The following is a 24,471-nucleotide window of genomic DNA, read 5'->3' on the forward strand; positions in this document are numbered from 1 at the left end:
CAAATTTCACGGATGGCTTTCACAAATGATTCTTCGATTCCCTGATTTGCATTGGAATTTTTAATGAAACTCAAGTTATTTAAAACGGTTAAAATATCTAAAAACATCAATCCTTAATTAGAAACCGACAGAAAATCTTCCGAAAACCCATTTTCGCTGTACGATGCATAAAAGCTGCATTCCGAAGTATTGGCGCTGCGTTCCGAAGCATTAAATCCGCATTCCGAAGCATTGGCGCGTCATTCCGAAGCCTCCGGGAGGGCATCTTTTTGCCTTCAGAATGGGAATTCTTGCCAGCTGACAACTTTGACCTTGCTTAAATCACAAAAAAACGGCTGGATAAAAATTTACCCAGCCGTTTTATCTTTATTTTAAATCTGAAAATTATTTCTTCTCAGTATCAATTACTTCTTTTTTATCACCGTCTTTCGCAGCTTTTGCTCCGAAACGTGCATCTGTAAATTCTCTCGAAATTGCAGCTTTCTCAAATTTTAATTTTCCGGAAAGTGTTTCGATCACAATTCCGTCATCATGAATCTGGGCAATTCTTCCGTGAAGACCGGAAGTAAGCACTACTCTGCTTCCCACTTTCAGCTCTTCCTGAAATTTTTTCTCCTGCTTCTGCTTTCTCATCTGAGGTCTGATCATCAGGAAATAAAACCCGACAAACATTACACCCATCATAATCAGCATCATTGAAGAATTACCTCCCTGTGGTGCCTGTAAAAATATTGTTAGCATAAGTATTATTGGATATTAGCTGTAAATGTAAGTTTAATCGGAGCTTTTTCCACATTGGCAAAAACATCCGCGTATTTGTTTACCATACCTGCATCAAAACTTGAAGAATCGAAGCTTAATGTAATCTGTCCTTTTTTACCTGGCAGGATTGGATCTTTCGTAAATTCCGGAGCTGTACATCCGCAGCCAGGCTTCACTTCAGAAATAACCAAAGGATTTTTCCCGGTGTTGGTGATTTCGTAAACATGGTTTACTTTATCACCTTTTTTAATTTTTCCGAAATCGAAATTGCTTTCAGAAAGTGCAATAGATGTTGTTGGCTGAGTAGAAACCGGTGCTGCTGCAGCAGAATCTCCTGAAACCGCCGGAGCTGTAAGAGAATCCTGAGTTGGTGCTGCAGTTGAATCTGCGTTCATACCTGCTGAATTTGTAGTTTCTGTTGTTTCTTTTTTACACGAAACCAAACCAAAACCTATGATCGACAATGCGATGATTGATAATGTCTTTTTCATTTTATATTCTGTTTAAATCTTTGCAATATTTATCTAAAATCCCGTTGATGAAAATGTTTGAACGGTCTGTAGCAAACACTTTGGCAATTTCAATATATTCGTTGATGATTACTCTTGAAGGTGTAAGAGGAAATTTGTCGATTTCTGAAATCGCACAGGATAAAATCACTTTATCCATTACAGCAACTCTTTCCAGATCCCAGTTTTCCAATCTTTCTGTAAGCACTTTTTCGGTGTTTTCCCAACCGTTCAAGGTTTCGCGGAGAAGTTTTCCGGCAAATGCTTTATCATCCTGATCTTTGATCATTTTAATCAGCGTTTTGCTTTCCTGATCTTCCTTTAAAAAACCGATTGTTTTCTGTACCATAGAATTGGCGATGTGCACATCATCAGACCAAGAAAGTTCCTTGTCTGAAATATAGTCCTGAAAATCTTCGTTTTCTGCCATATATCTTAGGAAAAGTTTACCGATGAATTTCTGATCAGCTTCAAAAGAATATCCTTCTTCCTTCATAAAATCCTGATACCTCTTTCCGGAAGTCATTCTCTGGAACGTTTTCTTCAAAAGATCATCATGCAGATCCCATTTAAGATCTTTGTGCAGACCTGTAAAAAATAATCTTTCCGGATTTTCTTCCAGTTTTTTGAGAACCTGATTGTTGATGAATTTCTGATTAGGGTTGGTGTCTGAATCAGTCTTTAAATATTTGTTCTTACTGATTTCGATCTGATTTTCTGCCAAATCTTTAAGGGCTACCAGAAAATTCAGTTCATAGATATACAGATGGTAGATCTTTTCGATTGAGGAGAACATATTTTTCTCCAAAACATCAAATTTGATCGGGTTTTGACAGTACGAGTACACCGATTCTACAACTTTCTCACGGATTTGTCTTCTTCCTAACATTCAAAGAGCTTTTTATGGGTGCAAAGATATGAAATTTAAAATTATTGAAATTCGTAGTCTGAACCTATTTTCGTAATTTTGTAAAAGTTTATGAAAGCGCTTAAAACCTTAAATCCATATTTCTGGAAACACAAAACACTCCTGTTTTGGGGATTACTTTTCATCATCGCAAGTAATTTTTTCAACATATACAAAGTACAGTTTATCGGGAAATCTGTAGACGAACTTACCAAAGGCGGTCATCTGGGGTTTAACAGACAGGTGTTGATATATGTTGCAATTATTGTCGGCTGCTCACTTCTTACGGGAGTTTTCACCTTTATGATGCGGCAGACTATCATTGTGGCATCCCGGAGAATTGAATATGAACTGAAAAATAAAATTTACAGGCATTATCAGGATCTTTCACTTACAGATTACAAGCAAACTACGATTGGGGATTTAATGAACAGACTCAGTGAAGATGTGGTGGCAGTAAGAATGTATCTGGGACCTGGCGTAATGTACGTTGTGAATCTCATCATTCTTTTGATTATCACCAGCATCTACATGCTCACAACAGATGTTTCAATGACGCTTTGGACGTTGTTGCCATTACCTGTACTTTCTTATGTGATTTTCAAAGTGAGCTCAATCATTAATCAGAAATCGAAGATCATGCAGAGAAGCCAGTCTGGCATTTCAACTTTTGTGCAGGACAGCTTTTCGGGAATCAGAGTGGTGAAATTTTTTGCTAAAGAAAGTTATATCAGGAAGAATTACGGTGCGAAAGTTTCCGATTATCAGGATAAGGCACTGGATTTAGCGAAAACAGAAGCGTATTTCTTTACCATTATTTTATTTGTAATCGGAATCCTGAATGTAGTTGTGATTCTAATTGGCGGTCAGAAATATATTGCGGGAGAACTTTCAGTTGGTAAAATTGCGGATTTCTTTATGTACATCAATATTTTGATATGGCCATTCTCTATGGTGGGTTGGGTAACTTCTATCAATCAGCGTGCAGATGCATCAATGGAAAGAATCAATGAGTTTTTGGATAAAAAATCTGAAATTCTTAATACCAATTCAGACAGTTATGGGATTATAGGAGAAATTGAATTCAGAAACGTCTCTTATATCTATCCGAACACAGGAATAAAAGCACTTGAAAACCTAAGTTTTAAAATTGAGGCAGGGAAATCGCTGGTCATCATGGGAAAAACAGGAAGCGGAAAATCTACGGTTGCTCTCCTTCTCTGCAGGCTGATAGACCCTACTTCGGGAGAAATTCTGATTGACGGTAAAAATCTGAAAGATCACAACTTAAAAAATTACAGAGACCACATCGGTTACACTCCTCAGGAAAGTTACCTTTTCTCTGATACCATAGAGCACAATATCGGTTTTGCAATTGACAATCCTTCACACGAGAAAGTTGTTGAATACGCTAAAATTGCAGATGTAGACAAGAATATCATTGGTTTTAAAGATCAGTACCAGACTACAGTTGGCGAGCGTGGCGTAATGCTTTCCGGAGGTCAGAAGCAGAGAATCTGTATTGCGAGAGCTTTAATTAAAAATCCTAAAATTATTATTTTTGATGACTCTCTTTCTGCACTGGATACTGAAACAGAACAGAATATTCTTGAAAATATTGAGCGTAAAATCAAAAATGCAACCTCGGTGATTATTACCCACAGAGAATCGAGTGCTCAGCGGGCAGACAAGATTATCAACCTGTCTGAAATTAACAATTCTGTAACTCCTTAACAGTTTCTTTCACAATTGTTAAATAAATCATAAAAAAAATTTCGTGGTTAAAAGAAAACTTTTATATTTGTTCTAAACAAGATTAAAAATTTATCTAACAATGAGTGATTATAAGGAACGCCATGAAAATGAAATTTTCACGAAGGTGTTAAAGGCAGGAAGAAGGACGTATTTCTTTGATGTGCGCGAGACAAAAGCGGGAGATTATTATCTTACGATTACCGAAAGCAAAAAGAATTTCGGAGACAATGGAGAAGCAACTTTTGAGAAGCACAAAATTTATCTCTACAAGGAAGATTTCAAAAATTTTCAGGATATGTTTAATGAATCTACAGACTTCATCATCAACGAAAAAGGTGAAGATGTCATCTCTGAAAAGCATGATAAAGACTTTAAAAGCAAATCATTCACAATCGATTCTGACGACGAAGTTTAAGTTTTAGAAAAATAAAAATATACAGCATCTTTTTTTGAGATGCTTTTTTTGCGCGAAACCGAAACCTGGAAGTTTTAGAGAATAAAAAAAGTACACTGTAAAAAGTGTACTTTTTTAGGGTGAATGAGGGGTCTCGAACCCCCGACCTCCGGAACCACAATCCGGCGCTCTAACCAACTGAGCTACAATCACCGTTTTTCGTGGTGCAAATATAAGAAAGATTTTTTAATTACAAAATTATTCCGTCAAAATTTTTCAAAGCCATCAACTTTTCCGTGGTAAAGCCCTCTGCGTAAGAAACTCCCGACAATCTGCCAAGATCCTGCGCACGGTAAGTTAAGCTTTCGTAGAAATCTTTTGAGGTAATCGGAGTTTCGGGCTCTGTAGATTTTGGATCGTAGAACTGAGTTTTGAATGCCATGCATGCTTCAATCTTCCTATCAAGATGTTCTGAGATATCCATTACAAAATCCGGTTTCACATCCTTCCACTGAATGTAGTGGTAAATTTGTTTCGGCCGCCATACTTCCTGTACTTCTCCCTCCAGTACTGTTTCTATCTTTCTCAAACCGGCTAAAAAGCACGCGTCCGACTCTAATTTGGCGGCTTTTGCGTGATCCGGATGTCTGTCATCAATTGCGTTGGCTAAAACTATTTCCGGTCTGTATTTACGGATTATTTTTACAAGTTCCATCTGATATTCTTCCGAGTTCACTAAAAAGCCGTCTTTCAAACCTAAATTTTCTCTTGCAGCCACACCCAAAATCTTAGCAGCTTCTGTTGCCTCTTCTTTTCTGGTCTGGTCTGTTCCGCGGGTGCCCAATTCACCTCTTGTTAAATCAACGATTACACAGGTTTTTCCTTCTGAAATTAATTTAGCTATTGTTCCGCCGCAGCCCAGTTCTACATCGTCTGGATGAGCGCCGAAAGCAAGTATATCTGTTTTCATAAATCAAAGATAATAGTTTCAGTTAAATAAAAAGAGACTGTTAAAAAACAGTCTCTCAATTTATGTATTGTGAAAATTATTTAGACATACTTTCTTTCAATGATACTGCCTCAGGAGTAGAGAAAGTTTCGATTGATTTATTGATATATTCTAAACTTTTTGCTTTATCACCTTTTGTAAGATTCGCAAGATTGTAATATACAGTTGCTAATGTTTCTTTACCTTTTTCCTTTTCAGCAGGAGTTTTTGTTGCCAGAGTAGAAACAAATCTTTCGTATGAAGCGATTGCATTATCAGCATCACCTGCTTTCTGGAAAGCGTAACCCAATCCATAGTATCCGGATTCCCATGTTGGAAGGACATCTGTAAGTCTCTGCCAAGCATAAGCTGCACCTTTCCAGTTTTCTACATTCTGATATTCTGTTGCAAGTTTATACAAAGCGTCAGAATCTTTAGGATCAGCTGCCAGCTGCTTGTTTAAAGCATCAATTGCCGGACTGGTAGGTCCATCTCCAGGACCCGCTACTGTTGTAATTGATTTTTTACTTCCGCTTACAATTTCAAATTCTTCATCCCAGTTGAATGTTTCATCTTTAGCCGCTTTTGCAACAGCAACCTTTGCTTTGGCATCCGCTAATGAAGACTGGTCATTATTTGCCTTCGCAAGCCCAGCCTGAATTAATCCCTGAAGACCAGTATCACTTGGCTGTACTCTAGACTTTTCAGCCTGTGAAATGAATGTTTCAATATTGGTTTTAGCTGAAGCATAATCTTTCTTCTGATAATCAAGATATGCTTTGATTCTGTACTTAATAGGATCCTGAACTTTATCAAAAACAGAATTCAATGACGTACCTGCTCCTTCAAAGTCTTTTGAAAGGAAAGCAAGTTTAGCATAATCCAGAACAGTATTCGGATCATTATCTGCTAACGAAAGGTATTTTTTGTAGTTTGCTGAAGCCTGTGCCCAGTCCTGATACATACTGAAGAATGTACCCAGATATTTGTAAGCCGGCGCATAACCCGGATCAGCTTTTACTGCCTGATCAAGATTAGTTTTTGCTTTATCCCAAGCCTTTGCATTCATCCAGAGCGCTCCCATTCTTGTATAAACTACAGCTTTTGATTTTGCAGACGGCAAAGCTCTTTCGAAAGCTGTCATTGCATTTCCGTAGTCTACTCCACTTTTTGTCTGAACACCTAAGGCACTGTGTGCATCACCCAGTGAATAAAGATACCATGCAGGAGTTCCGTTCTTCTCAGATTTTGCTATTGCGAGGTTAAGAACTTCAATTGCATATCTGGGATCATTATTTTTCTCGTATTTTACAAGCGTCTTTCCGGCTTCAGCTAAAAGATCTGTATCCTTTTCACGGGAATCCTTCACAATATTTTTGATGTCTGCTACCGCACCTGCTTTGTCCCCTTTACCTAATTTTACTGAGGCAAGACCCAATCTGCTGTAGAAAGATTTTTTAGCATCAAGTGCTACTCCTTTATTAAATGCTTCAGTAGCTTTTGCAAAATCCGGTTCCGGCTGCGACAGATAGGTGTTTCCTAAATAGAAAAAGTTTTTATCTGTAGCTTCTTTTGCAACCAACTGTGAAAATACCTCCTTAGCCTGACCAAATTTATAGCTCTCAACAAGATTCATTCCCTGCTCGGCAGTCTGTGCATAAGCAACATTCGCAAACGAGAATGCCGCAACTCCTACCATTGCTAATTTTTTTGATATTCCAACTCTTACTTCCATTGACATATTTTTGAAATTATAATTTTTTTTTAATTTTTTGACCGTTTATATTTATCAATTATCAGACCAATAATCTATTACTCACTGATTTTCACCTCTCTCGGAATAATATAAAATGGCTGTAATCCCTGTTTTTTTACGATGATCTGACCCGGCTGTGAACATGAAAATCTGATAAATCCATTTCCCAGACCAAAGTATGCTTCATTTGTAATGAAATATAGAACCCTTGTAAAAGGATAAGTATTATTTTTCATTGTCTGAGGCGAAATTGCCACGCTATTACCATTTGCATCTGTAACCGGTAAAATCTTCACAGATTCACGAAACATTTTTGACTCTGTATTGTGTGGTCTGCTTAAAGCATTAAATCCTACGACACCAATGCTGTTCGGATATTTATTGATCTGAGTGATAATATCCTCGTTGGATGCCAGCGTAGAATATTGTAAATCATTGGGTGCAATCCCGAGCCTTTTGGCAATAAAACTTGTGTTTGCAGAATTGGATCCGTCAAAAATTAATGAATTCTTGCCGTCAAGCAATCTTCTTTTAATTTCATCTACTGACACATTCTCCAGTGTTGAAGCTTTTGACACTATAAAAACAAGACCATCAGCCGCGAATCTCGCAGGTTCAATCTCAGATTTAAATTTCTGCTTAAATGCCGTTTTTTCATCTGCTGTAAGATCCCTTGACATTACAATTACCCGTGCGTTACCTTTTAGAAGATCCTGCAAAGCCTCATTCTCTTTTTTAATCTTCAGATTAATTTTTGTCTTAGGATAAAAAAGCATGTAACGGTCTTTTAAAACCCTTGTAACGTTTTCAAAGGATTCATCAGCAACTACTGTAATATCACCTGTCTGCGGAGAATCTGTTTTATCAGCAGAACATGACAGAAATATTGCCAGTGTAAAAAAGACGTAAAGAATATTCTTACTCATCCTGATCAGATTTTTTAATTTGATAAAAGCCCCTTGTTATTCTGAAAACTCCGTATCCGATCAGAACAGCACCTAAAGCATAAGCTGTTAACTGCTCCAGAGGAAATACGATAAATGCTTTGTAAATAATGGTAAAAACACCTACAAGAATGTAGCATAAGCCTACCAGGATTGATAAATATCTAAAGACCATATAGCAAAAATACTAAAATAATATCAGTCTCAAAGTTAAAAAAAGTTAATAAAAAAGAGCAACAAAATAAATTGCTGCCCTTTTAGTATTTAATTAAAAATCAGATTATTCAAATGCCATTTTTAATGGAAGTCTGAATCTTGATCTTACTGATTCTCCCTGCATTTTACCTGGAGACCATTTTCCTCTGATTCCTCTGATCGTTCTTTCTGCTTCTTTGTTGAATGCTGAATTCGGACCTGTAGCTTTTACGTCTGAAATGGTACCATCTCTTTCAACTACGAAACTGATGCTTGTACTTACTGTTTCACCAAGACCTTCAAAATCAGACTGATCGAAGTTTTCACCTACTAATCTTCTGAATTTCTCAATACCTCCAATGAAATCAGCCTGCTGCTCAAGACCTCCTTCAACGATCTTGTTAGGATCTACTTTAGGAGTTTCCATCACTCTACCCTGACCTGTCTCTTTCGGCATTTCAGGAGCTTTCCATACAACCTTCTTCTCACCTTCCTGATCCTTAGTACCGATGTTTGTATCTTTGGTTTCCTCCATTTTTTTAGGTGGTTCCTCGATTTTCGGGTTTGGTTTTGGCTCAGGAATCATATCCTTCACAATTTCCACTTTAGGCGGTTCAACCGGCGGTGGTGGAGGTGGTGGAGGCGGTGCTTTTTCTTCGATAGGAGGCGGAGGTAAATCTTTGATTTCATCTAAATTTACTTCCACAATTTTCTCTTCCTTCGCCTCTTCCTGGGTCATTTTTAAATATAAAAACGGACCTACAACGATGAGAACGAAAATAAGAGTTCCTAAAAGAAATGCCTTTGTTAACAATGGTCTGTACGCCTGTCTCAGATCATACGCACCATATTCTTTATTTCTGCGTTCAAATACCACCTCATCAAGAGTAGGACTTGTAGCATTATAATTATCTGTTGACATACTTTTTTAATTTATTTATTAATCAACTATTTATTACCAACTTTTTGGTCATAAACAGCTTTTTCCCAAGGCTTTACTTCACCAATACCGTAGTGGTCTGTTTTAGTAATTGCCATTTCATCCAGAATATCTACGAAATTCTCATAATTTGAGTCATCAGTAGGTTTAATGATTACTGTAAAGATATCCGGTCTTTTTGCTCTCGCTTTCGCAGTAGCAATCACTTTAGCAATATCTTCTGAATCAAGTGTAGATTCTGTAAGTTTACCTGGATCTGTAAGACCATTCTGATCTAACTGATGGTAATACATTTTATCATCCTTCCCCAAAAGAAATGTTACTGCATTTGATAGGTCAATTTCTGGTATATCCGTAATCTGCTGATCTTTTGGAGGTTTAGCCGGCAACTTCATATCCATAATATTGGGTTTACTGAAAGTTGTGGTAAACATAAAGAATGTGATCAAAAGGAAACCTAAATCCACCATCGGAGTCATGTCTACTCTGGCGTTATGTTTTTTCGAGCGGACCTTTCCGCCTTTCCCGCCTTTTTCCTGTACTTGTACTTCTGCCATTGTTCTCTTTTTTAATCCGATTACTCAGACGATGTAATCAGTACAAATTTATAAAACTCAATCTCTTTCAATCCATCAAACAATGCCTTGAACTGCGGATACTGTGCTTTAGCATCACCCTTAATAGCCAATCTGGCTTCAGGATTTGCCTGCAGAGAATATTTTACCCAGCTGGTCAATTCTTTATTCACAGAATCCATAGGAATTGAAACTCCTTTGATCTGTTGTCTCACATCTTCCGGCTTATCAAGATAAGATGGAAGCTGCTTCATTGGAACTCCGATGGCACTTGCATTTCTGAATGCTTTTTTCTGAGCCTCTGTAAACCCGATTCTGTACTCACCAGCCATATTATCAAGAATTTCATCTCTCTCGGTTGGTGTAACAGTAGGTGTAAAGAAGAATCTTCCGTCCGGAGTTACACTTATCGTCATCAAGTTGGTATCATCCAACTTTTGCGTTGAAACTGAAGATGGCGTAGTAATCTGCTCTGCATCCGGCTTTTTAAACTGCGTTGTAAGGATGAAGAACGTAAGGAGCAGGAAAGCAACGTCGCACATTGCCGTCATATCCGTAACTACCCCGTGTCTTTTTGGTTTGACTCTCGCCATATTAAATATTTATAAAATTTAACAAAATAAGATTGTGTCTGTTTGCAGACTAAATTCAATTCTTAGTTGAATTCTGCAAAAGATTGCTGAATGCTTAATCCGATTTCGTCTATTTTATAAGTTAATCCATCAATTTTAGATGTAAAATAGTTGTAAAGGATAATTGCAATCGCAGAAGTACCAATTCCTAAAGCTGTGTTGATCAATGCTTCAGAGATACCTGTTGATAATGCAGCAGCATCCGGAGATCCTCCACCTGCACCTAGAGCAGCAAATGCTTTAATCATACCAAGTACTGTTCCTAATAGTGCAACTAACGTTGCTACAGTACCTAAAGTAGAAAGAATCATCATGTTTTTCTCAAGCATAGGCATTTCCAAAGTTGTAGCTTCTTCCAAAGACTTGCTTAATGCTACCAATTTCTGCTCCTTGTTCAGAGTAGCGTCTTTCTCAAGAATTTTGTAAGTAGTAAGACCTTCTTTTACAACGTTCCCTACAGAACCCTGTTGTCTGTCGCACTCTTCCAAAGCTTCGTTGATTTGGTTTTTGTTCAGATACGTTCTGATTGTTGTTACGAAGTTATCCAAGTTGTTTTTACCGCTTGCTCTACCCAATACCATAGCTCTCTCGATTGAGAACACCAATACCGTGATCATAAATGTAAGCAAGATTGGAACTACAGGACCCCCTTTGTAAACGATACCCATCATTGATCCTTCAGCAGGCTCAATTTTCTTTCCTTCAACATCAGTTAAAGCAACAGAAGCTGCACCTTTAAACTGATCTGGATGTTGGAAGTTTGAAGGGTTACCCAATACAAACATATAAATTGCAACCCCGATCAGGAATAATACAGGAATTACAATTGCAGGGTTAAGACCACCCTTCTTTTTAGCAACTACTTGCTCATCATTTTTTGAAACATTCATTTCCATATTTAACTAAATTATATTGTTTAAAAATTTCAGATTGTAAAATAAAGATAAAATAATTTAACATGCAAGAGACATAAATAAACATTTTGTATTTTTAGAATAACAATTTATTAATCTGTTCCACTTTCATCAAAAATAAAAAACTATTTTATCAATCTTCTACTAATAATTAAAAAAACATTGAATATTCAAAAAAATAGATTGTGTATTTTTTTGAATATTCCAATGTTAATTATTTTTTAAATTACTATGTTCACTATTTTTTTGGGTACTACAATAACTTTTTTAGGAGTTTTACCCTCCAAAATCTGTTCCATTTTGTCATTTTGAAGCACTAAATCTTCCACTTCTTTAGCAGAAAGCTGTGCGGGCAATAAAATCTTGAATTTTGTCTTCCCGTTTACACTTACAGGATACTCAATTTCATCTTCTTCAAGATACTTTTCGTCAAGCACCGGAAAGTTTTTATATTCTATTGATTCATTATTTCCCATGAGACTCCACAATTCTTCGCAGATGTGTGGTGCATAGGGAGAAATTACAACGGCTAGAGGTTCCAAAATATTGCGTTTGTTGCATTTTAATTTCTGTAATTCGTTTACAGCAATCATAAATGATGAAACCGAAGTGTTGAATGAAAAGTTTTCTATATCATAGACTACCTTTTTAATTAAGGTATGCAAAACTTTATATTCTGCTTTTGTAGGCTCTTCATCCGATACTTCAAAAACCTCTCCATTAAAATAGAGATTCCAGAATTTTTTAAGAAAACCGTAAACTCCGCTTAATCCCTGAGTGTTCCAAGGCTTGGATTGCTCTAACGGACCGAGGAACATTTCGTATAATCTTAAACCGTCAGCTCCGTATTCTTCGCAGATATCATCGGGATTTACAACATTGTATTTTGACTTGGACATTTTTTCGACCTCACGGCCAGTAACGTATTTTCCATCTTCCAAAATAAATTCTGCGTCTGCGTAATCCGGCCTCCAGGATTTAAAAGCTTCGGTGTCTAACTCATCGGTAGTTCCTTTTAATAATGATACATCAACGTGAATTGCCTGAGTCTGATAATCTTTTGCCAAATTTTTAGAAACATATTGATTGGTTCCTTCAACCCTGTAAACAAAAGCACTCATCCCCAAAATCATTCCCTGATTGATCAGCTTTTGGAAAGGTTCATCATTATTAATATATCCTCTGTCCTTCAAGAACATATTCCAAAAACGGGAATACAGTAAGTGACCAGTGGCATGCTCGCTTCCACCAATGTATAAATCTACCTGTCCCCAATAGTCTGATAAATCTTTTTCAGCAAAAACCTCATCGTTATTCGGATCCATGTATCTCAGGAAATACCATGAGCTTCCTGCCCAGCCAGGCATTGTAGATAATTCTAAATGAAATACAGTTTTACCATCAATTAAATCTGTTGCGACTACTTTCTCAATTGCTTCATCCCACGCAAATGTTTTTGAATTTCCTAAAGGCGGATCTCCGTCTTCAGTCGGCAAATATTTTTCAACTTCAGGAAGTTCCAGAGGCAAAGCAGATTTTGGCAAAGTATAAGGCATTCCATCTTTATAATATACAGGAACGGGCTCTCCCCAGTATCTCTGTCTTGAGAAAATTGCATCACGCTGTCTGTAGTTTGTAGTGCCGTGACCAATTTTTCTGTTTTCTATTTCTGCAATTATCTTTGATTTTGCATCCTTATAATTTAAACCGTTTAAGAAATCAGAATTTACACAGACAGAATCTTTGGAATCAAAAGATTTTTCCTGAATATCCTCTTCAGTTTCTACAACTTTTATAATTTCTAAATTAAATTTCTTAGCAAAATGGTGATCACGCTCGTCATGTGCAGGAACAGCCATTACCGCTCCGGTTCCGTAACCCATCAGTACATAATCTGAAATATAAACCGGCATCTTTTTTCCGCTGAACGGATTCACTGCATAACTTCCCGTGAAGGCACCACTCACGTTTTTCACGTCTGCCATTCTATCACGTTCGGTTTTCTTGGAAGTTTCTTCTATATAAGAATCAACTTCAGCTTTCTGCTCCGGCGTTGTGATATTTTCCACCAAAGGATTTTCGGGAGCCAAAACCATGAAGGTTGCACCGAAAATGGTGTCGGGTCTTGTTGTGAAAACCTCAATAATCTCGTCGTGATTTTCTATCTCAAATTTAACCTGCGCTCCCTGCGATTTCCCTATCCAGTATTCCTGAGAATCTTTCAACGGCTGCGGCCAGTCTAATGTTTTTAAACCCTGCAACAATCTTTCTGAGTAAGCTGAAATTCTCATGCTCCACTGCATCATTTTCTTTTGGAAAACAGGGTAACCGCCTCTTTCGGATTTACCGTCTTTAATCTCGTCGTTGGCCAAAACTGTTCCTAAAGCAGGACACCAGTTTACTGTAGTTTCAGCTCTGTAGGCCAAACGGTAATTTAATAAAATATCTTCTTTATCAATTTCAGAAGCAGATTTCCATTCTTCTGCTGTGAAATTTAATTCTTCGTTTTGATTTGCATTTAAACCTTCCGTACCTTTTTCTTCAAAATATTGAATCAAAGTTTCGATAGATTCAGCCTTGTCGGTAATTTTATTGTACCACGAATGAAACAGTTCGATGAAAATCCACTGCGTCCATTTGTAATAAGAAGCGTCGGAAGTTCTCACTTCCCTGCTCCAGTCGAATGAGAAACCAATTTTTCTTAACTGCTCTTCGTATCTCGTGATGTTTTGTTCGGTGGTAACCGCAGGATGCTGACCAGTCTGAATAGCATACTGCTCAGCCGGAAGCCCAAAACTGTCGTAACCAACAGGATGCAGCACATTAAAACCCTGATGTCTTTTGTACCTCGCATAAATATCTGACGCAATGTATCCCAGCGGATGACCTACATGGAGACCCGCTCCCGATGGATACGGAAACATATCGAGTACATAAAATTTCGGTTTATCTGTTTTATCGGAAGTCTTGTAAGTCTGATTGTCTTCCCAGTATTTCTGCCACTTTTTTTCTATCTGCTGATGATCGTAAAACACGTTTCGTAATTGTTATATGTTAAAAGATGGATGTAAAATAAATCTAATTTTCAATCCTGATTCACAAAAATAATGATTTTTAAAGAAATATTAATTAAAATAAAAAGGGCTTAAAACAAAAAATCCCATCCGCAGATGAGATTTTATATGGTAATTTAAATATATCTAAATATTATTGCGGAATTCTTTTGAAAGAATAAGTCACAGTTTTGTACACAGCAGGATCAGTTTTATCTTCAATCATCAGATTCATTGCATCAGCATCCAGTCTTGTGATTTTACCTTTGTCTGAAACAACAGTTCCCTGATATTTAAGTTCTATAGTTTTGCCGCTTTTATCATAAATGTATGAAAAAGTACGGTTTGAAGTCTGAGCACACACAATAGGCAGACCAGATTCTTCAAATGTAGTCCGTGTTCCTGAGGTATTTTCTTTAAAGACCCATCTTCCCTGTTGCTGACAAGTGCTGTACGTAATCTGATCACTAAAACCGTCACCATTCACATCAACCTCCGTTCTTACCTCAGCCAATGGCTGCCATGTTCCTACCAACGGAACTTCTGGTGCTGTATTTTCATCGTCGTTGTTACAAGCTGTTGTAGTAGTCGCAAACAGAGCTAATCCTGCAAATAATAATGCTAATTTCTTCATAGATCATTTTTTCAAGGCCTAAAATTATGATTTTTTTTAAATACTTTGTTATTTTTTTTGATATTTGGAATCATATTTTACATTTTCTTATCATTTTGGTTTATTTAAACACATTTTAAAAAGTTTATCTTTGCGGAAAAAGTCGCAAATGCCCGAAATTTCCATCATCACTCCCTGCTATAATTCCTCAAAATTTTTAGGACAAACCATAGACTCGGTACTTAACCAAACGTTTACAGATTGGGAATGGCTGATTACGGATGACTGTTCCAAAGACGGTTCGGTGGAAATTATAAGAAACATTTCTGATCCGAGAATCAAACTCACTGTCGCTGAAAAAAACGGTGGCGCTGGGCATGCGAGAAATATTTCTCTTCAGAAGGCTTCTGGGAGATTTATTACTTTCTTAGACGCTGATGATTTCTGGAATCCTGAATTTTTAGAAGAGATGATCACTTTCATGAAAAAGGAAAATGCCGAGCTCGCCTACTCCAACTATGCAAGATGCGACGAAAATCTAAATCCTCAGATTGAAGATTTCAAAGCTGATAAAACTGTAACTTTTCAAAATTTGCTTAAAACCTGCAGACTGTCGCTCCTTTCTTCTATGTACGATTCTAAAAGGGTTGGAAAGGAGTTTTTTCCGGAAGGCAGCAAACGGGAAGATCATGTGATGTGGCTTAATTTGTTAAAGAAAATCCCCGAGGGAAAAGCTTTGCCGAAAACGATGGCAAAATACAGGATGCACGCTACGAGCATCTCGAGAAAAAAACAGAATATCATAAAGGATCAATATTTGGTGTACAGAGATTTCATGAAATTTTCAACTGTAAAATCAATGTACTATACTCTAAACTGGGCTTTCAATGGTTTTAAAAAATATTCAAAACTCTTTAACTGATGGAATATTCTAAAGAATTTAAAGCAGCGCTGAGCGAACTGAAACCTATAGAAAAGGACCGCCTTATTTTCAGATTATTAAAAAAGGATAAAATTTTATCCAAAAAACTGTATTTTGAACTGATTGACACTGAAACTGCCGATCAGAAGCGTGATGCGATGGAAGAACACATCAGAGAAAAGGTAGAATTTGCTTCAAAATACATCAGCAATCAAAAATATTTTGTCGTTCTCATCAGAAAAATCAGTGCTGAAATTACGGAGCATGTGAAGGTGACTTCGGATAAATTTGGTGATGTTTCTCTGAATCTTTTTCTGATTAATCAGATTTTAGAATCCAATGATAAATTGAGCCGACAAAGGTTTAATGACATTTATAAACTTTACCTTTATCTTATTAATAAAGTAGTCAAATCTCTCTTACTCATCAAAAAATTGGACGAAGATTACTGGATGGAACTGGACGATCTTCTCTCGGAACTGCATGATAAAATAACTTCAAACGTTTATCTGGAAAAACTTTTCATCAACAACGGAATAGATTTTAACTGGCTGACGATTGAAAAAATTCCGGATCATTTTGATTTAATTATCAAAGATATTAAGAATCACGGTTTTTTAAAGTGACAGAATCTTCTGAATAATCAATTCTGAGGAATTTGGTTTTCCGCTTACAAATTGTGATGCATTATGAGACATTTCTGTCAGTGAATTTTGGTTTTTAATTAAATTTAAAATAAAATCTGCAGCTTCTTTTTCAGTTTCAAAAGATTTTCCGCCATTGGCTTTTATTAAATCATCTGCTTCAGGATTTTTCCGGTATTGATTTCCGAACATTACGGGCACGCCAAAAGTTGCAGCTTCCAGAATATTGTGAAGTCCGGCATCGTGAAAACCACCACCAACAACGGCGACGTCGGCATACGAATATATTTTTGAGAGTAATCCTATACTGTCAATAATTAAAATTTGAAGGTTGGAGGGTTCGAGAGTTGTAGAATTGTTAGGTGTAGGAGTGTTATGGTTTTTCAGACTGCTGTATAGGATTGCAGTTGGGAAAATCTCTTTTAAATTTTCAACTCTTTTTAAGTCGTGAGGCGCGATAATCAGTTTTAAATTCTGATTTTTTTCAGAGATTATTCTGGTAATTTTTTCTTCTGCCTGCCATGAACTTCCAAAGACGACTGTTTTATTTCCCGAAATAAATTCACTGATAAAACGGACGTGATTATCCCTGTTTTTTATCTGTTTCACCCGGTCAAATCTTGTATCTCCGGTTACCGACGATTTTTCCAGACCAACACTTTTTGCCAGAGCATAGGAATGTCTGGTCTGATGAAAAAACCAGTCAACATTGTCTTTGAGCTGTTTTACAAACCATTTTCCGTAAGACTTAAAAAAACTCTGTCTTTCGTAAAACAATGCCGAAACTACAAATATTTTCGCATTCTTTTCTTTTAACTGTCTCAATAAATTATACCAGAAATCATATTTTACCGTAAAAAAAAGTTTAGGTTTAAAAGCCTTTAAAAATTCTTTTATATCTGAATTTCTGTCAAACGGAAGATAGCAGACTGCATCCGCGATTGTATTCTTTTTAATCACATTTTCGTAACCTGAAGGTGAAAAGAAGGTAACTAAAATTTTATATTCCGGAAACTTTTCTCTGAGCTTTTCAAGTACCGGAAGTCCCTGCTCGTACTCACCCAAACTAGCAGCATGCATCCACAAAACCTCATCAGTAGGCGAAAATTTAGATTTTATCAGTTCGGGAGATTGTTTTCTTCCGTCAACGCCTTTTTTAGTTTTAGCATTAAACAAAGCGAAGACCTTCATTCCGAAAATCATCAGACTGACAAAAATATTATACAGCGATTTCAATTATTTAGATTTAAAGTTTCTCTCCTTCCTTCCCTAATCATTCTGTAAATGTGAATTCCAATTGTAAAAAGTAATAATGGCAAAAGAAAGAATACGGCATTTGACATTTCATTTAATTTTCCCTGGGCAATAAGAATGCTTTCTACCACAGTGTCGGCAAGCAGAATAAGCATCACACACAGAATACTGTAAGAAAAAACCTTTAGCTTTTCTTTGTTTCTGAAACTTTTTGGAACATTCAGCATCGGAGAATCCGGATTTCTGGGAATTCCTGTGAGCAGAAGGAAAATAAATGTCGCGATTGCCGGCAGAAACCAAATTGTTTTTTTGTGATCTTCACCATTTACCGTTCCGTTTACCGCAAAATGAGTTGGAACAATTTCAGGAAGATCTGAATAGGAATATATGGTAAAACCCCAGATAAAGCTCAAGAGAACGATGTTTGCAACAAAAAAAANTATGCTGATTCAGTTCTTTATTAAAAATCCCTGACGAATCCAGCGTATCAATCCTCACTTTCCCTGAGGCATGAATGATTTTCTGGTTATCAAGCATGATTCCGACGTGAATAATTTTGCCATCCGCATTTTCGAAAAAAGCAAGATCTCCCATTTCACTTTCTTCCACGAACGTAAGCGACTCGCCCACTTCCACCTGCTGTGACGCATCACGGGGAAGTTTAATGTCGTGAATTTTATAAACCAGTTGCGTAAAGCCTGAACAGTCGACCGCGAAAAAGCTTTTGCCACCCCACAGATACGGAACATTGATGAATTCTTTTGCCGTAAGTGCAATACTTTCCCTCAAATTATGGCTGCGCCTGGACGCCACAGCGGGAAATTCAACTTCAGATCCCATTGAAAGCAGAGTTTTGCCGTCTTTCATCAGCACAGAAGCAAAATCTTCGGTCACCACAGTCACTTTTCTGTTCGCTAAATACTCATCAGAAACAGTTTTGATCTGCTTGGTATCCATCCAGCCCTCATAGCCATCGTAGTGCATTTTTATTTTGGTCCAGTTTTTATTCACCTCCAAAATATCGGCACTTTCACCGAATAAGATTTCGGTAACGATTTCTGCTTTATCCGAATTTTCTGCCCGCACAGGAGCTACAGTAACTGTACAAATTCCTTTATTCATCATTCAAAGGTTAAAATTTAAGGTCTGGATTTCTTTTTTTCTGTTATTTTCTTCTCAGAAAATTCACTCCGTCACGCAAAGGTAAAATAAGATTATCAAAATCTTCGTCCTGAGCCACCAAATCATTCAGTTCTTTGATGATTTGGGTAGATTTCTGCTTCGGGTTTTCATCTAAAACTTTCCCGTACCACAACACATTATCAAATAAAACCACAGAGCCGGATTTCGTTTTAGGTTTAATCAATCTGAAATATTCTGCATAATTTTCTTTATCTGCATCAATAAAAACCAGATCAAAAATTTCGTCAGTGTCTTTCAGAAATTCTTTTGCATCCTGAATTTTAAAATCAATTTGAGAAGATAATTTACTTTCGGCAAAATATTTTTTCGGTAAATAGGCCAGATCTTCATTGACGTCTAAAGTTGTAATTTTTCCATCATCTGAAAGTCCGTCTGCAAGGCACAATGTGGCATAACCTGTAAAGGTTCCTATCTCCAAAATATTTTTTGGGCTGAGCATTTTTGAGATGATGCTTAAAAGTCTTCCCTGCTGATAACCTGAAATCATGTGAGGCTGCGTGGTTTTCTGAAAAGTTTCCCTTCTCAGTTTTTTCAGGATTTCAGGCTCGAGGGAAGCGTGATTTTCCAGATACCTGTCCATTTCAGGATGTTTTTCTTCGAAATAACTCATTTTTTTTTAATAATCTGATTTAAAATTTCCTTTACGAAAAAATATTTATTTAAAATACCGTAAAAATACGGATTGTATATATAAAATAAGGCTTGTAATTTTGACACATCAATGATATAGGTAAAAATACTGTATTAAAGGTGATGAAAAAAAATAGACAAGGGTTCACAAACCTGCAAAATTTCCTCGATTACATTTTCAGCTTGATTGAAAGAGAAAATGTGGTTTAACTAAATTAAAAAAAGATCCCGACAAAATCGAGATCTTTTATTTTTTTATAGCTTAAAGTTACTACTTTTTTGGAGTAATATCCATCAGTTTCATAAATTCATCCAGTTTAGGCATGATGATAATTTCCGTTCTTCTGTTTTCAGCTCTTCCGGAAACGCTCATATTGGTTGCTTTAGGATTGTATTCTGAACGTCCACCAGCTGTGATTCTTGCCGGGTCAACTCCAAACTGAGTCTGCAAAACTTTAGCGATTGATGTACCTCTTAAAGCAGAAAGATCCCAGTTGTCTCGCGGTAAGCTTGAAGAATTCAGAGCAACATTATCTGTGTTACCTTCGATTAATACAGAATATTTATCGTAGTCATTGATCACTTTAGCCACTTTACCCAAAACTTCCTGAGCTGCAGGCAATACATTGTAATCTCCTGTTTTGTACAACATTTTATCTGATAATGAAATCATTACCACACCTTTCAGTACTTTCACCTGAACATCCTGATCGGTTACGTTATCCAAAGATCTTTTCAGCTTGTTTGATAAAGCTAAATTTAAACTGTCATTTTTAGCATTTGAAGCGATAAGTTGCTTGATGTAAGCGTTTGAAGAATTAATTTCCCCAACCAATTTATCAATATTTGCTGAGCTTTTCCCTGAATTTGAAAGACATGCATCCAAAGAAGATTTCAAAGCATCATGCTGACTTTTCAATAAGTTATTTTCACTGGTAAGACTTGCATTCTGAGATTTCAGATCCTGAATTTCTCTCTGTCTTTCCCCGATGTTTTCGATACACTGTTTGTAGTTTGAGCTTAAAGCCTCATACTGTTTTTTGCTGACACATGAGGTCATGCCCAAAACGATGGCAGAAGCTGCTAAGATTTTAAAAATTTTCATAAACAATCTTTTTTTTATTTTTAAGACAGCTCCAAAGGTAGAAAAATTCAATTAAATGGTAAACGCTATCTTTGTAAAGTCTAAATTTTCTGCAAATGCTGAGCCTAAAATCGGTAGAATCTAAAATTTCAAACCTCGTTTCGGATTTTAAAATCAAAAAATATCTCTTAGCAGTGAGCGGAGGTGCAGATTCTATGGTCTTAGCGCATATTTTCAGAGATTTACAGCTTTCTTTTGAGATTGCACACATCAATTATAAGCTTCGGGGAAATGATTCAGATCTGGATCAGAAGACGGTTGTAGATTTCTGTAGAAATTTTAATATTAAATTTCATTTATATGAGGTTTCAGACAAAGATCAGAAGCCGGAAAACTCTGTACAGCTTTGGGCGAGAGATTTACGATATACATTCTTCAAAAAAATTCAGAACGAAGAGGATATTGATTTTTTGGTGACAGCACATCATTTGAATGACCAGCTTGAAACATTTATTATCAATCTTTCAAAAGCTTCAGGTTTAAAAGGTTTGAGTGGAATTCCATCAAATGAAAATCAGATTCTGAGACCACTTTTAGACTTTAGCAAACAGGAGATTTATGACTTTGCTGGTGAAAACAATATTGAATTCCGCGAAGATCTTTCCAATCAGAAAAATGATTATTTACGGAACAGAATCCGGAATGAAATTGCGCCTAAATTGCTTGAAACAAATGATCATTTTCTTCAGAACTTCAGCAGAAGTTTAGATTATTTGAATCAATCCAAAAATTTTGTGGAGGAAAAAATTGCTGAAATTGAAAATAAAATAAAGATTCCAAATTCTTCCCATCTAATTTTATCTAAAGATCTGCTGGAAAAAGAATCGGATTTTGTAAAATTTGAAATTCTGAAAAAATATGGATTTACCAAACCTGAAGAAATTGCTAAAATATTTTCTTCTGAAAGTGGTTGCTCTTTTTTTTCAGATAAATTTCAAATCAACATCCATCGGAGCGAACTCATCATTACCGAGAATACTGAAAATCAAAACGTCATAGAAGAAGAAATTGTAATATGTGAAAAATATGATTTTTCTGAAAACCATTCCAGCATTAATCTCGAAGATATGATTGAGGACTTTCAGAATTCCGGAGAAAAGCTAAATTGGAATTTTGATGCTGAAAAATTAACATTTCCTTTGAAACTCCGAAAGCAAAAAGACGGCGACGAATTTTTCCCTGTGGGATTTTCGGGCAAAAAGAAAGTTTCTAAGTTTCTCAGGGACGAAAAATTGTCTAATTTAGCGAGGCAAAAAATCTGGCTGCTCTGCGATGCCGAAAACTCGGTTTTGGGAGTGATTCCACTGCGACAGGACAGACGGTTTGCCACAAATGAGAATGCGGAAAATATTCTCACAATCAATAATAAGTAAAAGAAAGGGAAGATTTGGAATCGTGAGCAGCTTTAGTTTCATAATTTTTAAAAATTGATAAAATCTGAAGAATTTCAGAAAAATATAATTCAATTTTAAAATAGTGAAATTTGAGGTGGACTGATGGTTTTTAGATAATTTCAGAGCATTTCTTCCTGTAAAATCAAAAGTAAAAATGAAATTCAGAAGTTGGTTTTTATTAACGCTGTTATTCCTTTCAACAGCGGTCAACGCACAGATTAAAGATCCTGTAAAATTTAAATTTTCCATCAACGAGCTCGGCAACAACGAGTACGAAGCTGTACTAAACGGAACTATCGAGAAAGGATGGCACATCTACTCAAAAGATATCCCTGAAGACACCGGAGGAATTCCGACGGAATATAAAGTTTCGGGGAAAAACATCGAACTGATTGGCAAATTTACGGAAACGGGAAAAAAACATTCAGAATTTTCTGAAGCTTTCGGCGGAACCATTGTTTATTATTCTGATGCTGCCGGATTCAAACAAAAATTTAAACTTAAAGACGGCACAAAACCCGCTGACGTTGTTGCTGAAATCATGTATCAGACCTGCGATGACAGAGTCTGTCTTGCCCCGAATACATTAGAATTTACCAAAAAACTTACACCGAAAGGCGTAACGGAAATTGTTACTGACGAAAAAACTGTTGCGAAAGATTCTTTAAGCCCGATTGTAGATACTTTAGAAGAAAACGCAACTGCAACAAAAACTACTGTTGCGACTGCTTCAAAACTTGATCCCAAACAGCTGAAAATTTCATCAATCGACATCTCAAAGCCTTTAACAGACTGCGGAACCAGCACCAAACTGGAAACAAACTACTGGAAAATTTTAATCTTAGGCTTCATAGGAGGATTAATCGCTTTGTTGACTCCATGCGTATTCCCAATGATTCCATTGACGGTTTCTTTCTTCACAAAAGGAAATAAAAATCCTGCAAAAGGAAAAAGAGATGCTTTTGTCTATGGCTTTTTTATCTTACTGATATTTGTTTTATTAAGCGTTCCATTTCATTTGATTGATGGTATTGCAGGAAATATTTTTAATGAAATCTCTACGAACGTCTGGCTGAATATTCTGTTTTTTGTGGTATTCATCTTCTTCGCAGGTAGCTTTTTCGGATATTACGACATCACTCTGCCAAGCTCAATCGCCAACAAATCTTCAAAAGCTGAAGAAGTAGGCGGAATGATTGGTATTTTCTTCATGGCACTTACCTTAGTGATCGTATCTTTCTCCTGTACAGGTCCTATTTTGGGAAGTATTCTGGGAAGTATTTTGAGCGACAATTCGGTAGACATTCCTACGGTTCTTACATTTGCTTTGGCAGGTTTCGGTTTGGCCTGGGCGATTGTTTTTGGTCTTCTGGCATTGTTTCCACAGGCTTTACAAAGCCTTCCGAAGTCTGGCGGATGGATGAATACGGTAAAAGTTGTTTTAGGATTTATTGAACTGGCATTGGCATTAAAATTCCTCTCCAAAGCAGATTTGGTTTCAAAAACATTCTTTATTAAAAGAGAATTATTCATTGCCATCTGGATTATCATTGCAATCGGATTGGTGATCTATTTATTTGGCTTAATAAGATTCCCTCACGATGATAAGAAGCCTAAAATTTCTGTAGGAAGAAAGATTTTAGGAATTTTAGGAATCGGTTTCGTAGTTTATTTGATTCAGGGATTAATTCCTGCTGAGCGGCCGAAACTTCAGCTTTTGAGCGGAATTTTGCCTCCTCTGAATGTAAGTTATTTACATGACGAAAAAGACGGAATCCTGGGAATGCATCCAGAACACGACTTTTTCTCAGCCATTGAATTAGCGAAAAAAGAAGGCAAACCCATCCTTATAGATTTCACAGGATACGGTTGCGAAAACTGCCGTAAAATGGAAGAATTTGTATGGAGTGAACCTGATATCCTGCCAATTCTGCAGAATGATGTTTTGATCGCATCTCTTTATGTAGACGACAAAGAAGAACTTCCCGAAGATCAGAAAACCAAAATTGAAATGGGCGACGGACAGGTGAAAAAAGTAAAAACCATTGGCGACAGATGGAGTTTATTTCAAAGCGTTAATTTCAACAACAATTCACAGCCTCACTATGTTCTTTTAACTCCAGACGGAAAAGTAATCAACTCCCCAGTTTCAGGTTTTATGGATAAGGAAGATTTTAAAAAATTCCTTGAATGTGGAGTGAATTTTTATAAGAATAATAAATAATTTTTTCTAAATATTTTATTAAAACTCATATCGAAAGATGTGAGTTTTTTTGTTTTTAGAATTCTAAAAGACTTAAAGGAAATATCATATTTAAAAAAATTATTAAATTTGGTAATCAA

At 36.5% G+C, this 24,471-nt stretch carries 22 protein-coding genes, 1 tRNA gene and 1 pseudogene; 6 read left to right on the forward strand and 18 right to left on the reverse strand.

Annotation, left to right across the window (positions count from 1 at the left end):
• Positions 1-384: 384 nt before the first annotated feature.
• Genes yajC through ASG21_RS01705 form a run of 3 tightly spaced genes read right to left on the reverse strand, consistent with a single transcriptional unit; the run spans position 385 to position 2,160 of the window.
• A complete protein-coding gene (gene yajC, locus ASG21_RS01695) occupies positions 385-741 on the reverse strand; it encodes a preprotein translocase subunit YajC (protein WP_056074939.1) in 357 nt (118 codons plus the stop codon).
• Between the two features lie 5 nt (positions 742-746).
• Positions 747-1,253: a DUF1573 domain-containing protein gene (locus ASG21_RS01700; protein ID WP_056074941.1), complete on the reverse strand. Its 507-nt coding sequence runs from the start codon at positions 1,251-1,253 to the stop codon at positions 747-749.
• Position 1,254: 1 nt separating this feature from the next.
• Positions 1,255-2,160 (reverse strand): transcription antitermination factor NusB, encoded by a 906-nt coding sequence (locus ASG21_RS01705; protein ID WP_056074942.1) that lies wholly within the window; start codon positions 2,158-2,160, stop codon positions 1,255-1,257.
• 90 nt (positions 2,161-2,250) lie between these two features.
• On the opposite strand from ASG21_RS01705, the gene ASG21_RS01710 reads away from it, so the two are divergent.
• Both ASG21_RS01710 and ASG21_RS01715 read left to right on the forward strand, forming a co-directional pair.
• Entirely contained in the window at positions 2,251-3,912 is a 1,662-nt protein-coding gene (locus ASG21_RS01710; protein ID WP_056074944.1) for an ABC transporter ATP-binding protein, read from the forward strand.
• 100 nt (positions 3,913-4,012) lie between these two features.
• Entirely contained in the window at positions 4,013-4,348 is a 336-nt protein-coding gene (locus ASG21_RS01715; RefSeq protein WP_056035754.1) for a DUF3276 family protein, read from the forward strand.
• A gap of 117 nt (positions 4,349-4,465) precedes the next feature.
• On the opposite strand, the gene ASG21_RS01720 is transcribed toward ASG21_RS01715, so the two are convergent.
• The 11 genes from ASG21_RS01720 to ASG21_RS01770 all read right to left on the reverse strand — a co-directional run bounded on the left by ASG21_RS01720 (position 4,466) and on the right by ASG21_RS01770 (position 14,958).
• Positions 4,466-4,541: transfer RNA gene (locus ASG21_RS01720), tRNA-His, on the reverse strand.
• Between the two features lie 36 nt (positions 4,542-4,577).
• Complete coding sequence (bshB1, locus tag ASG21_RS01725) at positions 4,578-5,297, reverse strand: bacillithiol biosynthesis deacetylase BshB1 (RefSeq protein ID WP_056074947.1); 720 nt, start codon at positions 5,295-5,297, stop codon at positions 4,578-4,580.
• Between the two features lie 76 nt (positions 5,298-5,373).
• A complete protein-coding gene (locus ASG21_RS01730) occupies positions 5,374-7,050 on the reverse strand; it encodes a tetratricopeptide repeat protein (RefSeq protein ID WP_056075244.1) in 1,677 nt (558 codons plus the stop codon).
• A 77-nt stretch (positions 7,051-7,127) separates the two neighbouring features.
• Positions 7,128-7,997 (reverse strand): substrate-binding domain-containing protein, encoded by an 870-nt coding sequence (locus ASG21_RS01735; protein WP_082482330.1) that lies wholly within the window; start codon positions 7,995-7,997, stop codon positions 7,128-7,130.
• The gene (locus tag ASG21_RS01740; RefSeq protein ID WP_056074950.1) at positions 7,990-8,190 is read right to left on the reverse strand and encodes a hypothetical protein; all 201 of its coding nucleotides are present in this window, start codon (positions 8,188-8,190) and stop codon (positions 7,990-7,992) included. The genes ASG21_RS01735 and ASG21_RS01740 overlap by 8 nt, the downstream gene beginning before the upstream one ends.
• 105 nt (positions 8,191-8,295) lie before the next feature.
• Positions 8,296-9,132, reverse strand: a complete 837-nt coding sequence (locus tag ASG21_RS01745; protein WP_056074953.1) for a hypothetical protein — start codon at positions 9,130-9,132, stop codon at positions 8,296-8,298.
• A gap of 26 nt (positions 9,133-9,158) precedes the next feature.
• Positions 9,159-9,707, reverse strand: coding sequence for a biopolymer transporter ExbD (locus ASG21_RS01750; RefSeq protein WP_056074956.1), 549 nt, complete (start codon positions 9,705-9,707; stop codon positions 9,159-9,161).
• Between the two features lie 20 nt (positions 9,708-9,727).
• Positions 9,728-10,318 carry a biopolymer transporter ExbD gene (locus ASG21_RS01755; RefSeq protein ID WP_056074958.1) on the reverse strand — a complete coding sequence of 197 codons (591 nt, stop codon included), beginning with the start codon at positions 10,316-10,318 and terminating at the stop codon, positions 9,728-9,730.
• Between the two features lie 62 nt (positions 10,319-10,380).
• Positions 10,381-11,253, reverse strand: a complete 873-nt coding sequence (locus ASG21_RS01760) for a MotA/TolQ/ExbB proton channel family protein (RefSeq protein ID WP_056074961.1) — start codon at positions 11,251-11,253, stop codon at positions 10,381-10,383.
• A gap of 239 nt (positions 11,254-11,492) precedes the next feature.
• Positions 11,493-14,306: a leucine--tRNA ligase gene (gene leuS, locus ASG21_RS01765; RefSeq protein ID WP_056074964.1), complete on the reverse strand. Its 2,814-nt coding sequence runs from the start codon at positions 14,304-14,306 to the stop codon at positions 11,493-11,495.
• A 172-nt stretch (positions 14,307-14,478) separates the two neighbouring features.
• Positions 14,479-14,958 carry a lipocalin family protein gene (locus ASG21_RS01770; protein ID WP_056074968.1) on the reverse strand — a complete coding sequence of 160 codons (480 nt, stop codon included), beginning with the start codon at positions 14,956-14,958 and terminating at the stop codon, positions 14,479-14,481.
• Between the two features lie 148 nt (positions 14,959-15,106).
• Between ASG21_RS01770 and ASG21_RS01775 the strand changes: the two genes are divergently transcribed.
• Both ASG21_RS01775 and ASG21_RS01780 read left to right on the forward strand, forming a co-directional pair.
• Positions 15,107-15,859 (forward strand): glycosyltransferase family 2 protein, encoded by a 753-nt coding sequence (locus ASG21_RS01775; RefSeq protein WP_056074972.1) that lies wholly within the window; start codon positions 15,107-15,109, stop codon positions 15,857-15,859.
• A complete protein-coding gene (locus tag ASG21_RS01780; RefSeq protein ID WP_056074976.1) occupies positions 15,859-16,485 on the forward strand; it encodes a hypothetical protein in 627 nt (208 codons plus the stop codon). Before ASG21_RS01775 ends, ASG21_RS01780 begins: the two co-directional genes overlap by 1 nt.
• Here the strand turns inward: ASG21_RS01780 and ASG21_RS01785 are convergent.
• From ASG21_RS01785 to ASG21_RS01805, 4 genes and pseudogenes are all read right to left on the reverse strand, one after another.
• Positions 16,477-17,739, reverse strand: a complete 1,263-nt coding sequence (locus ASG21_RS01785; RefSeq protein WP_056074979.1) for a glycosyltransferase N-terminal domain-containing protein — start codon at positions 17,737-17,739, stop codon at positions 16,477-16,479. The genes ASG21_RS01780 and ASG21_RS01785 overlap by 9 nt on opposite strands.
• Before the next feature lie 458 nt (positions 17,740-18,197).
• Positions 18,198-18,879 (reverse strand): annotated as a pseudogene (locus ASG21_RS01795) (C40 family peptidase); the annotation flags it as partial.
• 43 nt (positions 18,880-18,922) lie between these two features.
• The gene (locus ASG21_RS01800; RefSeq protein ID WP_056074984.1) at positions 18,923-19,570 is read right to left on the reverse strand and encodes an O-methyltransferase; all 648 of its coding nucleotides are present in this window, start codon (positions 19,568-19,570) and stop codon (positions 18,923-18,925) included.
• A gap of 291 nt (positions 19,571-19,861) precedes the next feature.
• Positions 19,862-20,695: an OmpA family protein gene (locus ASG21_RS01805; protein WP_056074986.1), complete on the reverse strand. Its 834-nt coding sequence runs from the start codon at positions 20,693-20,695 to the stop codon at positions 19,862-19,864.
• A 95-nt stretch (positions 20,696-20,790) separates the two neighbouring features.
• On the opposite strand from ASG21_RS01805, the gene tilS reads away from it, so the two are divergent.
• Both tilS and ASG21_RS01815 read left to right on the forward strand, forming a co-directional pair.
• On the forward strand, positions 20,791-22,107 hold the full coding sequence (gene tilS, locus ASG21_RS01810) for a tRNA lysidine(34) synthetase TilS (protein WP_056074988.1): 1,317 nt from the start codon (positions 20,791-20,793) through the stop codon (positions 22,105-22,107).
• A 175-nt stretch (positions 22,108-22,282) separates the two neighbouring features.
• Positions 22,283-24,352, forward strand: coding sequence for a cytochrome c biogenesis protein CcdA (locus ASG21_RS01815; RefSeq protein ID WP_056074990.1), 2,070 nt, complete (start codon positions 22,283-22,285; stop codon positions 24,350-24,352).
• Positions 24,353-24,471 lie beyond the last annotated feature (119 nt).

Origin of the sequence: Chryseobacterium sp. Leaf394 (genome assembly GCF_001424105.1) — a bacterium.
In the GTDB taxonomy this organism is placed as follows: Bacteria; Bacteroidota; Bacteroidia; order Flavobacteriales; family Weeksellaceae; genus Chryseobacterium.

Bases quoted from the DNA above. Each gene is read 5' to 3' on its own strand.
- ASG21_RS01815 (WP_056074990.1), top strand. From the start codon at position 22,283: ATGAAATTCAGAAGTTGGTTTTTATTAACGCTGTTATTCCTTTCAACA.
- ASG21_RS01710 (WP_056074944.1), top strand. From the start codon at position 2,251: ATGAAAGCGCTTAAAACCTTAAATCCATATTTCTGGAAACACAAAACA.
- ASG21_RS01775 (WP_056074972.1), top strand. From the start codon at position 15,107: ATGCCCGAAATTTCCATCATCACTCCCTGCTATAATTCCTCAAAATTT.
- ASG21_RS01700 (WP_056074941.1), bottom strand. From the start codon at position 1,253: ATGAAAAAGACATTATCAATCATCGCATTGTCGATCATAGGTTTTGGT.
- ASG21_RS01805 (WP_056074986.1), bottom strand. From the start codon at position 20,695: ATGAAAATTTTTAAAATCTTAGCAGCTTCTGCCATCGTTTTGGGCATG.
- ASG21_RS01800 (WP_056074984.1), bottom strand. From the start codon at position 19,570: ATGAGTTATTTCGAAGAAAAACATCCTGAAATGGACAGGTATCTGGAA.
- ASG21_RS01755 (WP_056074958.1), bottom strand. From the start codon at position 10,318: ATGGCGAGAGTCAAACCAAAAAGACACGGGGTAGTTACGGATATGACG.
- ASG21_RS01770 (WP_056074968.1), bottom strand. From the start codon at position 14,958: ATGAAGAAATTAGCATTATTATTTGCAGGATTAGCTCTGTTTGCGACT.
- ASG21_RS01715 (WP_056035754.1), top strand. From the start codon at position 4,013: ATGAGTGATTATAAGGAACGCCATGAAAATGAAATTTTCACGAAGGTG.
- ASG21_RS01705 (WP_056074942.1), bottom strand. From the start codon at position 2,160: ATGTTAGGAAGAAGACAAATCCGTGAGAAAGTTGTAGAATCGGTGTAC.
- ASG21_RS01760 (WP_056074961.1), bottom strand. From the start codon at position 11,253: ATGGAAATGAATGTTTCAAAAAATGATGAGCAAGTAGTTGCTAAAAAG.
- ASG21_RS01745 (WP_056074953.1), bottom strand. From the start codon at position 9,132: ATGTCAACAGATAATTATAATGCTACAAGTCCTACTCTTGATGAGGTG.
- ASG21_RS01750 (WP_056074956.1), bottom strand. From the start codon at position 9,707: ATGGCAGAAGTACAAGTACAGGAAAAAGGCGGGAAAGGCGGAAAGGTC.
- ASG21_RS01730 (WP_056075244.1), bottom strand. From the start codon at position 7,050: ATGGAAGTAAGAGTTGGAATATCAAAAAAATTAGCAATGGTAGGAGTT.
- ASG21_RS01780 (WP_056074976.1), top strand. From the start codon at position 15,859: ATGGAATATTCTAAAGAATTTAAAGCAGCGCTGAGCGAACTGAAACCT.
- bshB1 (WP_056074947.1), bottom strand. From the start codon at position 5,297: ATGAAAACAGATATACTTGCTTTCGGCGCTCATCCAGACGATGTAGAA.
- yajC (WP_056074939.1), bottom strand. From the start codon at position 741: ATGCTAACAATATTTTTACAGGCACCACAGGGAGGTAATTCTTCAATG.
- ASG21_RS01735 (WP_082482330.1), bottom strand. From the start codon at position 7,997: ATGAGTAAGAATATTCTTTACGTCTTTTTTACACTGGCAATATTTCTG.
- tilS (WP_056074988.1), top strand. From the start codon at position 20,791: ATGCTGAGCCTAAAATCGGTAGAATCTAAAATTTCAAACCTCGTTTCG.
- ASG21_RS01740 (WP_056074950.1), bottom strand. From the start codon at position 8,190: ATGGTCTTTAGATATTTATCAATCCTGGTAGGCTTATGCTACATTCTT.